Below are 10,557 nucleotides of genomic sequence, written 5' to 3'. Positions count from 1 at the left end.
TCGCGATGATCTGCTCTTCGCTGAACCGTGATCTCTTCATTCCATCCGTCTCCTTCGTTGGGACGGACTCTACCTCAAAATAGAAGAGGAAACGGGGCTCAGGTCAGCGAAAGGCGGGCCCAACCGTATCCACCAGGATCCGAATGACCCATGGCTGATGTTGATGCCGCGCGCACGCAGGAGATCCTCGACATTGCGCGGGGAGAGCGGCACGCGAAGGTACCTCATCACCGCCAACCGAATGATTTCACGACCCGTCGGAAAGTGGCGAAGGGTTTGGCGTGGGTGTGCAGGCGGGGCAGGGCGCCGCCATTGCCGCGGGCACACCTGCGCGGCACCGGCATGTCTGGTCAAGCATCAACGCGCCTTGCTACAACGACGGTCATGGTCCGCCCGTTCCGCAGCCGCCCGGCGATGATCCTGCTGTTTGTGCTGACCGTCGCGGTGTGCGCCGGGGCGATCTGGCAGTACGGGCGCATCCGCGCGCTCGACCAGCTGGAAAAGCAGGGCCGGGCTGACCTCGCGCTGGCCGCGGACCGCTTCACGGGGCAGTTGCGCCGTTACCGGGAGCTGGCGGTTCTGATGGCCGAGAACCCGGCGCTCACGGCATTGCCTGCGCCGGGCGCGGCGGCGCGGGCGCGCAAGGTCCTGCAGGAGGCGGCCGACAAGACCGGCGCGATGGGGCTGGCCTATGCCGACACGCGGGGGCAGATCCTGGCCCAGGCGGGGACGGGGCCCCGGGGGCCGGCGGGCACCCCGCATTTCGAGCGTGCGATGCAGGGCGCACTGGGGGCCTCGGCGGGCGTGCTTGAGGCGGCGGGCGGCGCACGCGTCTTCGCCTATGCCGCGCCCGCCTTCGGGGCCGACGGCAAGGTCACCGGCGCGCTCGTGGTGCTCGTGGACATCGCCGAGCTGGAGTGGGACTGGATCGGCGGGCGCCCGGCGGTCTTCTTTACCGACGGGGCGGGGCGCGTGTTCCTTTCCAACCGCTCCGAACTGCTTTTCTGGCAGCGCGATGCGGGGGCCGGGCTGGCGCCGCCGGAGGGGCCGGCCCCCCGGTTCTCGGCACGACGGGTCGGGCCGCACGAGGTCTGGACCATGGACTGGGGCGATTACCTGCCGGCCCGCGCGCTGCACCTGGAACGGCCGCTGCCGGTGATCGGCATGACGGGGCACGCGTTGATGGACGTCGGCCCGGCGCGTTGGGTGGCGGGGCTGCAGGCCTCGGTTTTCGCGCTGACCTGTCTTGTTTTCGGCGCGCTGCTGTTCGTTGCCACGGAACGGCGCAGGACCCTGGCACGCGCCAACGCGCAACTGGAAAGCCGGGTGGCCGAGCGCACCGCCGAGCTGTCGGGCGCCAACCGCCGCCTGCGCCGCGAGGTGGCCGAGCGCGAGGAAGCCGAGGCGGCGCTGAAGAAGGCGCAGGACGACCTTGTTCGTGCCGGCAAGCTCAGCGCCCTGGGGCAGATCTCCGCGGGTATCAGCCACGAGTTGAACCAGCCACTGATGGCGATCCGGCAGTTCGCCGACAATGCCGCACAGTTTCTCTCGCGCGGGCGCACGGAGGTGGCCGAGGAGAACCTTGGCCGGATTTCACAGATGGCCGCGCGGATGGCCCGGATCATCAGCAACCTGCGCGCTTTCGCCAGGCAGGAGAGCGAGCCGGTCACGCGGGTGGACATCGTCAGCGTGATCGACCAGGCGCTGGAGCTGACCGAGCCCCGCCTGCGCCGGGAGGGTGTCTCCGTCGACTGGGCGCGCCCGGATCACCCCGTTCATGTGCAGGGCGGCGAGGTGCGGCTGGGGCAGGTCCTGATCAACCTGATCACCAACGCCGCGGACGCCATGGCCGAAAGCGCGGAAAAGCGGATCGCGATCGGGGTGGAGGCCGGGCCGCCCGTCGTGGTCGAAATGCGCGACACCGGCCCCGGCATCGAGGCGCCCGAAAAGATCTTCGATCCCTTCTATTCCACCAAGCCGGTCAGCAGCGACGAAGGCATGGGGCTGGGGCTGTCGATCTCCTACGGGTTGGTGCAGAGCTTCGGCGGCGAGATCCTAGGCCACAATGCCGACGACGGTGGCGCCGTGTTCCGCCTGGAACTTGAGCCCTGGCCGCAGGAGGCGGTGGCATGAACGATCTGCGCCATGTGCTGGTGGTCGACGACGACGCGAGCGTGCGCGAGGCCCTGGAGCAGACGCTGGAGCTGGCCGAGCTGTCGCCGGTTCCGGCGGGATCCTTCATCGAGGCGAAGGATCACATCGCGCCCGATTTCGCGGGCGTCGTGCTGTCGGACATCCGCATGCCGGGGCGCGACGGGTTTCACCTGCTGGGTCACGCCCGGGCCGTCGATGCCGAACTGCCCGTGATCCTGCTGACCGGGGAGGGCGACATCCCGATGGCGGTCGAGGCGATGGGGCAGGGGGCCTTCGACTTTCTCGAGAAGCCCTGCGCCCCCGACGACCTCCTTGCCGTGCTCAACCGCGCGCTGCAAACCCGCGCGCTGGTGCTGGAGAACCGGCGGCTGAAGGCGCAGGTCGAGACCGGCGATGCCGCCGCGCGCATGATCTTCGGCACCTCGGAGGAGGCCGCCGAGCTGCGCGCGCGGGTTCGCGCGGTCGCGCGCGCAGGGACCGAGGTTCTCGTGACCGGCCCGCCGGGCGCGGGCGTGTCGAAGGTCGCCGAGGTGATACACCTGATGTCGCCTCACATGGATGGGGCGTTCGTCAAGCGGCCCGCCGCTTCGCTCGACCCGGAGGGCTGGGAGGCCGCCTGCACCGCCGCCGCCGGCGGCAGCCTGTTCCTGGACGAGGTGGGCGCGTTACCCGGCCCGGTGCAATACGCCGTGCTCGAGCGCATCGACCAGGGCTCGGCGCCGCGGCTGATCGCCGGCGGCACCACCGATCTGGCAGCGGCCGTCGCCGCGGGCAGCTTCAACGCCGAGCTCTACTACAGGCTTGACGCGATGACGGTGCGCATCCCCGCGCTGGCCGAGCGGCCGGAGGACATCCCGGTGCTGTTCCGCCACTACGTGGCCCAGGCGGCCGAGCAGGCGGGCCTGCCCGTGCCCGAAATCTCCCCGGACCACCTGGCCCGGCTGATGGCGCAGGACTGGCCGGGCAATGCCCGGTCGCTGATGGGGGCCGCGATGCGTTTCGTTCTCGGCCTGCCCGAGGAGTCCGCGGAGGATTCCGAACTGGGCCTGTCCGAGCAGATGGCGCGCGTCGAACGGGCGCTGCTGGTCGCCGCCCTCGGGCGTCACCAGGGGCGCGCCGCCGAGGCGGCCCGCGCGCTCAAGCTGCCGCGCAAGACGCTCTACGACAAGCTGGCGCGCCACGGGATTCGCCCCGAGGATCACAAGCCCTGACGATTTGTGCGGGATTCCGCACAAATCGGATCGGCCCTGTGCGCATTCCCGCACGAGCGGGCGTCGCGGAATGCGGGGCTGCGATCGTGCATTATCATAAGTCTCGGGATTTTCGCAAAAAATTCCAGAGCATTTTGCGCCGGTAACGGAGTCTTGAGCGCGCGCGCCGCTTGCCCGACCATGCACGGTGCCGCGTCCCGCGGTGAAGCGGGGCGCCGTTCGCAACTGTCTCAAGCAATGGGAGGAGACACGATGAAACTCTTTACAGCCGCCGCCACCGCGCTGGCGCTGACGGTCACCGGCTCGGTGGCCAGTGCCGCCTGCGACGATGGCGAGGTCGTCGTCAAGTTCAGCCACGTCACCAACACGGACCGTCACCCCAAGGGCATCGCCGCCGAGCTGCTCAAGGAGCGGGTGAACGCCGAGATGGACGGCGACATGTGCATGGAGGTCTTCCCGAACTCCACGCTCTACAACGACAACAAGGTGCTGGAGGCGATGCTGCAGGGCGACGTGCAGCTGGCCGCGCCGTCGCTTTCGAAGTTCGAGAAGTTCACCAAGAAGTTCCGCATCTTCGACCTGCCGTTCATGTTCAAGAACATCGACGCCGTGAACGCGTTCCAGGCGTCGGACGCCGGGCAGGCGCTCAAGGACAGCATGCAGCGCCGCGGCCTGCAGGGGCTGGCCTACTGGCACAACGGCATGAAACAGATGTCGGCCAACGTGCCGCTTCTGGAGCCGTCCGACGCCGAGGGCCTGAAGTTCCGCGTGCAGCAGTCCGACGTGCTGGTCGCACAGTTCGAGCAGCTGGGCGCCAACCCGCAGAAGATGGCCTTTTCCGAGGTCTACGGCGCGCTGCAGCAGGGTGTCGTGGACGGCCAGGAAAACACATGGTCGAACATCTACGGCAAGAAGTTCTTCGAGGTGCAGGACGGCGTGACCGAGACCAACCACGGCATCATCGACTACCTCGTGGTGACCAGCGTGGACTGGCTCGACAGCCTCGACGCGGACGTGCGTGACCAGTTCCTGACCATCCTTTCCGAGGTCACGGAAACCCGCAACAGCGAGGCCTACGAGGTGAACCAGGAGGCCAAGCAGGCGATCATCGACGCCGGCGGCACCGTTCGCACGCTCGACGCCGACCAGCGCCAGCAGTGGGTCGACGCGATGAAGCCGGTGTGGGAGCAGTTCACCGACGACGTCGGCCAGGAGAACATCGACGCGGCGCAGGAAATCAACGCCAGCATGTAAGGCAACGGGGTGCGCCCTTGCGGCGCACCCGGGCGCGGGCGGGCCTGCCGAGCGTGGGCCCGCCCGTTTCGCACTCAGCCGGGGAGGGGACCAATGCAGACCGGCCAAAACGTGATCGACCGCATCGAGGAGACGGTCATCGCCACGCTTCTGGGGCTCATGACCCTGGTGACCTTCGCCAACGTCATCGCCCGCTACGTCTTCAATTCGAGCATTCTCTGGGCGCTTGAGCTGACGCTTTTCATGTTCGGCTGGCTCGTGCTCCTGGGCGCGTCCTACGCCGTCAAGAAGCGCGCGCACCTGGGCGTGGACGCCATCATCAACATGCTCTCGGCGCCGGCGCGGCGGGCGCTCGGGCTGATCTCGGTGGCCTGTTGCCTCGCCTTCTCGCTGCTCTTGCTGAAGGGGGCCTATGACTACTGGGCCGTTTTCGCCGACCTGCCCCCCACGTCGGGGCGCTGGTTCCCGACGGGGCTCGACTGGGATGCCCGCAGCCAGAGCTTCTACGAGGTCAACGACGTGCCCATGATCGCGCCGCTGCGGTTCCTCGAGGACCTCATCAACTACGGCGAGGAATACGAGAAGATCCCCAAGGTGATCCCCTACCTCGTCCTGCCGGTGTCCATGCTGCTGCTGACCTTTCGCTTCGCGCAGGCCGCGGTGGCCATCTGGCGCGGCGAGTCGGACCGTCTGGTCGCCAGCCACGAGGTCGAGGACGACCTCGAAACCGCGCGCGCCCGCCAGGGGGAGGATGACTGATGGAAGTCGCACTGCTTTTCTTCATGGTCATCGGCCTGCTGCTGATCGGCGTGCCGATCGCCGTCGCGCTGGGGCTGTCGTCCACCCTGTTCCTGATCGTCTTCTCGGAAAGCTCGCTGGCGTCGGTCGCCGGCACGCTGTTCGAGGCCTTCGAGGGGCATTTCACGCTGCTGGCGATCCCGTTCTTCATCCTTGCGTCATCCTTCATGACGACAGGCGGCGTGGCGCAGCGGATCATCCGGTTTTCCATCGCCTGCGTGGGCCACCTGCACGGCGGTCTGGCCATCGCGGGCGTCTTCGCCTGCATGCTGTTCGCCGCGCTGTCGGGCAGTTCGCCGGCCACGGTCGTGGCCATCGGCTCCATCGTCATCGCGGGGATGCGGCAGGTTGGCTATACCCGCGATTTCGCCGCGGGCGTGATCTGCAACGCGGGCACGCTGGGCATCCTGATCCCGCCGTCCATCGTGATGGTGGTCTACGCCGCGGCCGTCGAGGTCTCGGTCGGGCGGATGTTCCTGGCCGGGGTGATCCCCGGCGTGATGGCGGGCGGCATGCTGATGACGGCGATCTACATCGTGGCGCGCCTGCGGGGCATGCCCAAGGGCGAATGGAAGGGCTGGTGCGAGATCTGGGAGGCGGGCCGCGACGCGGCCTGGGGGCTGTTCCTGATCGTCATCATCCTTGGCGGCATCTACGGCGGCATCTTCACGCCGACCGAGGCCGCGGCGGTGGCCGCCGTCTACGCCTTCTTCATCGCCAGCTTCGTCTACAAGGACATGGGCCCGCTCGCGGTGGGGACGGAGCGGGGCGGCAACCTGAGCCTGATGCGCAGGCCACAGGCGTTGCTGACGGCGTTCTTCCACCGCGACACGCAAAGAACGCTGTTCGAGGCGGGCAAGCTGACGGTCACGCTTCTGTTCGTGATCGCCAACGCGCTCATCCTCAAGCACGTGCTGACGGACGAGCAGATCCCCCAGCAGATCGCTGGGGCGATGCTGGAGGCCGGTCTGGGCTGGGTCATGTTCCTCGTGGTGGTCAACGTGATCCTTCTGATCGGCGGGCAGTTCATGGAACCTTCCGGCCTTCTGGTGATCGTGGCGCCGCTGGTGTTCCCGATCGCGCTGGAGCTGGGGATCGACCCGATCCACCTGGGCATCATCATGGTGGTGAACATGGAGATCGGGATGATCACGCCGCCCGTGGGCCTCAACCTATTCGTGACGTCGGGCGTGGCGGGCATGCCGATGATGCGGGTGGTGCGTGCCGCGCTGCCGTTCCTGGCCGTGCTGTTCGTGTTCCTGGTGCTGATCACCTACGTGCCGTGGTTCTCCACGGTGCTGCCCAACACCTTCATGGGCCCCGAGATCGTGAGACAATGACCCCCGCAGCGCCGCCCCGTGCGGTGCTGCCAGACGACGTTGAACCGGGCTCGGGGAGGAAAGAGGTAATGTCTTTTACGCCGCGCCGAGACCATGCCACTCGGCGAGGGTGACGGCGCGGGTCAGCTTGAATTCTGATCGAAGTGAGGCTGCGTTCGGTGGCGAGCAGCTTGTGGACCGAGGCGTGGACGGTGGCGAATTTCTGCAGACTTCGCATGCGCCTGAAGCGCAACATCGCCCGTTCTCGCCTTCGGAAGGGCAGGTGTGAATTTTCAGCTTTGTTGTTCATCCGGCGGCCTGTTTCCTGCCGGATTGCCGCGCCGATTTCCTTCAGCGCCGTGCCGCAGGAACGAAGCCTGTCGGTGACGATAACCTCGGGCCGACCGTGCTTGCGCATCGCTTTCTTCAGGAATTTCAATGCCGCCTTCTTGTCACGGATCTTGGTAACAAAGTTTTCAAGCACTTCGCTTTCGTGATCCACGGCTCGCCAGAGGTAGTGCCTCTCGCCGTTGATCTTCACGAACATCTCACCAAGGTGCCAGCGCCAACGGCTGGACTTCATTCCGGTGACGCGTCACTTCCTGATCTCGGCAGCAAAGAGCGTACCGAACCGATGCCACCAATATCGGACGGCTTCGTGACTGACGTTGATGCATCGCTCGTGCAACAGGTCCTCGACGCTGCGCAGCGAGAGGAGCACTCGGACATAGAGCATATCCGCCAGGCGAATGACCTATCGGCTGGGTTTGAACTAATTGAAAGGGTCGCGTTGTCCCATGCCCGCAGGGTAGGGGGCTGCTTCAACCCGTCTCAAGCCAAGGTTCCTTTGGCAGTAACTGCATCGGCCTTCGGGCGGGCGCGCGCGGAACGGCGCGCCTGCTGCTTTCTGACCTTCCCCGCCGTGATTGACAACAATGGACAATTATGTCCACAGTTTCGAAGCTGCGGCGTCCGGCCATGGGCGCTGTACGCCATTCAACGGGAGGACGAAGCATGTTCATAAAGAAAATCATGACCTTGGGCGCCACGGTGGCGATGCTGGCCGTGGCACCCGCATGGGCGCAGACCGAACTCAAGCTCGCCACTGATTCCGGCGCCAAGGGGTCGCCCTCGGGTAATGCGCTTGATCGCTGGGCGGAGTTGATCGAAGAGGGCACGGACGGCGACGTGCAGGTGGATGTATTCTACCAAAACGAACTGGGCAGCCAGGCCGAGGTTTTCGACCTGTTCGTTGCCGGCGACATCGACATGATGATCAACTGGCCGATCACGGCCTACGACGAGCGGCTCGGCGTTCTGTTCACGCCCTACATGGTCACGAGCTGGGAAGAGGCCTTCGAAGCCTACAAGCCCGGTGGATGGGTCAACGACATGCTGGTGGGCATCTACGACGACCTGGGGCTGAAGTTCTTCGGCCCGTGGCCCGAGGGCTTCAACGGCATCGCGTCGGCGGACAAGTACGCGATGACCGAAGAGGAAGCCTCTGACCTCAAGATCCGCGTGCCGGCCATGTTCCCGATGGCCGAGTCGGTGCAGGCGCTCGGCTACCAGACGGCGACGATCGACTGGAGCGAGGTCTTCACCGCGATCCAGACGGGCGTCGTCGACGGCGACGGCGCGAACATCATCTACTGGGACTACGAGTACTTCCGTGACGTGCTCGACTACTACAACCAGACGAAGATGCAGTTCGTGACCGGCGTGATCGCGATGAACAACCAGTCCTGGGAAAGCCTGTCGGAGGAGCACCAGGAGGTCGTGCGGAACGCGGCCCTGACCGTGATGGAAGAGGCCTTCGAACAGGCGAAGGAGCGCGACCAGTACTACATCGAGCAGGCCAAGAAGGCGGGCATGGAATACATCGAGCCCTCCGAGGAGCAGCTCGCCGAGATGGCCAAGAAGGTCCGCGCCGAGGTCTGGCCGATGATGGAAAAGCGCATCGGCAGCGAAATCATGGACACGATCCGTGAAAATGCCAGCGACCTCTGAGCCGCAATCGACGGCGACCCGAGTGGGCGGCGCCATCGCGATCACGCTGGACGTGATCGGGGTGGTGTCCTCCGCCGTGGTGGTGGGGCTGATGTTCTTTCTCGTCGTCGCACGCTACCTGCTGGGGTTGTCGGTGGTCGGGCTGCATGAACTCATCATGCTGGCGGCCGTGGCGCTTTACATGACGGGGGCGGTGATCGCCTCTCGCAAGCGCGAGCACCTGACCGTGGACTGGATCGCGGGCAACATCGTGAACCCCCGCACCAAGGCGGCGCACGACCTCCTGATCGCGTTGCTGACAGTTGTGATAACCTGCTTCTTCATCGTCTGGGCCTACTACATGTTCAACTGGGGGATGAAGCGGCCGCAGACCACGCCCGCCTACCAGATCCCGCTGTGGATTCCGCAGGTCGCCATCGGCGTGGCCGCAGTGGGATGCTTCGCCTATGCCATACGGGACACGGTGCAGGCCTTGCTCCGCCTCAAACGACGCTGAGATCACGGAAGAAGACGCATGTATGCCCTGATTGCCCTCCCGCTCCTCATCATGCTGATGGGGCTTGGACTTCCTGTCGCCTGGTCCTTCGCCGGGGTCCTAGCTTATCTGACATGGGTCTATGACGCGAACCTCAACACGCTGATGCTGCAGGGGTTCCGCTCGCTCAATTCCGTGGTGCTCGTGGCGTTGCCCCTGTTCATCCTGACCGGCTACCTCATGCAGTCGGGCGGGATCGCGCAGCGGATCATCGCCTTCGTCAGCCGCATTGCCACGGGCCGTGGCGGAATGGGCACGGCCATGGTGCTGTCGTCCAGCGTGTTCGGGGCGATCTCGGGCACCGCGACCGCCGCGATCGCGTCGATCGGGTCGATCATGACCGATCCCCTGGCCGAGCGGGGATATCCGCGCGGGCGCATCGCCGCGCTTCTGGGTATCTCCTCGCTTCTCGGCATCCTGATCCCGCCATCGATCACGATGATCCTGTTCGCGGTGGTCACCCGCCAGTCCGTGGCGGCCTGTTTCGCGGCCACGATCGGGCCGGCGATCATCCTGATCATCGGCCTGATCCTCTACAACCGGTTCCTCGTGGGGCGCGCCTTCGACGAGACCGCGCAGACCGAGGCGCCGGAGGAAAGCTTCGGCCGGGTCACGTTCAAGGCCTTGCCGGCCCTGTCGCTGCCGCTGATCATCCTCGGCGGCATCTATGGCGGCATCTTCACCCCGACCGAGGCCGCGGCCGTGGCCGCGGTTGCCGCGCTGGTCGTCGGCGGCGTGATCTACCGAGAATTCACATGGGGCAGCCTTGGTCGCAGCGTCGTGAGCGCGGCCGAGACAACGGGCTCGATCATCCTGATCCTGCTGTTTTCCTTCATGATCTCGCGCATCCTGTCCTTCGAGCGTATCCCGCAGGACATGACCGAGGCGATCCAGTCCGTCATCAGCAACCCGATCGCGGCGCTCCTGATGGTCAACCTCGTGCTGATCGTCGCGGGGGCGCTGATGGACGACGTCTCGGTGACGGTGGTCATCGCGCCGCTGTTCCTGCCGCTCGTGGTCGCGAACGGCGTGGACCCGGTGCATTACGCGGCCATCGTGGCGACCTCCGTGGTCATCGGCGCGAACAGCCCGCCGGTGGCGCCGACGCTGTTCCTGTCGTGCAAGATATGCCGCGTGCCCATTCTGCAGGCCGTGATGCCGGCGATCGGGCTGATGGGGTTCGTGGCGTTGCCGGTGATGTTGCTGACGACGTTCTGGCCGGACCTGTCGCTGATGATCCCGCGCCTGCTCGACCTGATGTAGGGGCGCCCGTCCG

Annotated in this window: 8 protein-coding genes and 2 pseudogenes; 8 read left to right on the top strand and 2 right to left on the bottom strand. The window is 66.1% G+C overall.

The genetic code is table 11. The annotated features are described in order from the left end of the window. Positions 1 to 105 precede the first annotated feature (105 nt). Positions 106 to 246, bottom strand: a pseudogene (locus CEF10_RS17515) (IS6 family transposase); the annotation flags it as partial. A 168-nt stretch (positions 247 to 414) separates the two neighbouring features. Here CEF10_RS17515 and CEF10_RS15690 point away from each other — a divergent pair. The 5 genes from CEF10_RS15690 to CEF10_RS15670 all read left to right on the top strand — a co-directional run bounded on the left by CEF10_RS15690 (position 415) and on the right by CEF10_RS15670 (position 6,757). Continuing rightward, positions 415 to 2,133 carry a sensor histidine kinase gene (locus CEF10_RS15690; RefSeq protein WP_232796541.1) on the top strand — a complete coding sequence of 573 codons (1,719 nt, stop codon included), beginning with the start codon at positions 415 to 417 and terminating at the stop codon, positions 2,131 to 2,133. Continuing rightward, positions 2,130 to 3,365 (top strand): sigma-54-dependent transcriptional regulator, encoded by a 1,236-nt coding sequence (locus tag CEF10_RS15685; protein WP_101069121.1) that lies wholly within the window; start codon positions 2,130 to 2,132, stop codon positions 3,363 to 3,365. The genes CEF10_RS15690 and CEF10_RS15685 overlap by 4 nt, the downstream gene beginning before the upstream one ends. 252 nt (positions 3,366 to 3,617) lie before the next feature. After that, the gene (locus CEF10_RS15680) at positions 3,618 to 4,619 is read left to right on the top strand and encodes a DctP family TRAP transporter solute-binding subunit (RefSeq protein ID WP_101069120.1); all 1,002 of its coding nucleotides are present in this window, start codon (positions 3,618 to 3,620) and stop codon (positions 4,617 to 4,619) included. Between the two features lie 93 nt (positions 4,620 to 4,712). Then, positions 4,713 to 5,378, top strand: a complete 666-nt coding sequence (locus CEF10_RS15675; protein WP_101069119.1) for a TRAP transporter small permease — start codon at positions 4,713 to 4,715, stop codon at positions 5,376 to 5,378. Continuing rightward, complete coding sequence (locus CEF10_RS15670) at positions 5,378 to 6,757, top strand: TRAP transporter large permease (RefSeq protein WP_101069118.1); 1,380 nt, start codon at positions 5,378 to 5,380, stop codon at positions 6,755 to 6,757. Before CEF10_RS15675 ends, CEF10_RS15670 begins: the two co-directional genes overlap by 1 nt. A gap of 75 nt (positions 6,758 to 6,832) precedes the next feature. On the opposite strand, the pseudogene CEF10_RS15665 reads toward CEF10_RS15670, so the two are convergent. Then, positions 6,833 to 7,487 (bottom strand): annotated as a pseudogene (locus CEF10_RS15665) (IS6 family transposase). Between the two features lie 263 nt (positions 7,488 to 7,750). Here CEF10_RS15665 and dctP point away from each other — a divergent pair. The 3 genes from dctP to CEF10_RS15650 are packed head-to-tail and all read left to right on the top strand — an operon-like array spanning position 7,751 to position 10,544. Next, entirely contained in the window at positions 7,751 to 8,746 is a 996-nt protein-coding gene (dctP, locus tag CEF10_RS15660; RefSeq protein ID WP_101069117.1) for a TRAP transporter substrate-binding protein DctP, read from the top strand. Beyond that, entirely contained in the window at positions 8,730 to 9,242 is a 513-nt protein-coding gene (locus tag CEF10_RS15655) for a TRAP transporter small permease (protein WP_232796540.1), read from the top strand. Before dctP ends, CEF10_RS15655 begins: the two co-directional genes overlap by 17 nt. A gap of 18 nt (positions 9,243 to 9,260) precedes the next feature. Then, on the top strand, positions 9,261 to 10,544 hold the full coding sequence (locus tag CEF10_RS15650; protein ID WP_101069115.1) for a TRAP transporter large permease: 1,284 nt from the start codon (positions 9,261 to 9,263) through the stop codon (positions 10,542 to 10,544). Positions 10,545 to 10,557 lie beyond the last annotated feature (13 nt).

The sequence above is a fragment of the Roseovarius salinarum genome (genome assembly GCF_002834145.1).
Lineage (GTDB): Bacteria > Pseudomonadota > Alphaproteobacteria > Rhodobacterales > Rhodobacteraceae > Roseovarius > Roseovarius salinarum.
The sequence above is the reverse complement of the archived record's forward strand: the minus strand, read 5'-3'. Positions and strand labels throughout refer to the sequence as shown.

What these genes read in the sequence shown, in the direction of transcription:
- CEF10_RS15690 (WP_232796541.1), top strand. Translation starts at nt 415, where the DNA reads ATGATCCTGCTGTTTGTGCTGACCGTCGCGGTGTGCGCCGGGGCGATC.
- CEF10_RS15685 (WP_101069121.1), top strand. Translation starts at nt 2,130, where the DNA reads ATGAACGATCTGCGCCATGTGCTGGTGGTCGACGACGACGCGAGCGTG.
- CEF10_RS15680 (WP_101069120.1), top strand. Translation starts at nt 3,618, where the DNA reads ATGAAACTCTTTACAGCCGCCGCCACCGCGCTGGCGCTGACGGTCACC.
- CEF10_RS15675 (WP_101069119.1), top strand. Translation starts at nt 4,713, where the DNA reads ATGCAGACCGGCCAAAACGTGATCGACCGCATCGAGGAGACGGTCATC.
- CEF10_RS15670 (WP_101069118.1), top strand. Translation starts at nt 5,378, where the DNA reads ATGGAAGTCGCACTGCTTTTCTTCATGGTCATCGGCCTGCTGCTGATC.
- dctP (WP_101069117.1), top strand. Translation starts at nt 7,751, where the DNA reads ATGTTCATAAAGAAAATCATGACCTTGGGCGCCACGGTGGCGATGCTG.
- CEF10_RS15655 (WP_232796540.1), top strand. Translation starts at nt 8,730, where the DNA reads ATGCCAGCGACCTCTGAGCCGCAATCGACGGCGACCCGAGTGGGCGGC.
- CEF10_RS15650 (WP_101069115.1), top strand. Translation starts at nt 9,261, where the DNA reads ATGTATGCCCTGATTGCCCTCCCGCTCCTCATCATGCTGATGGGGCTT.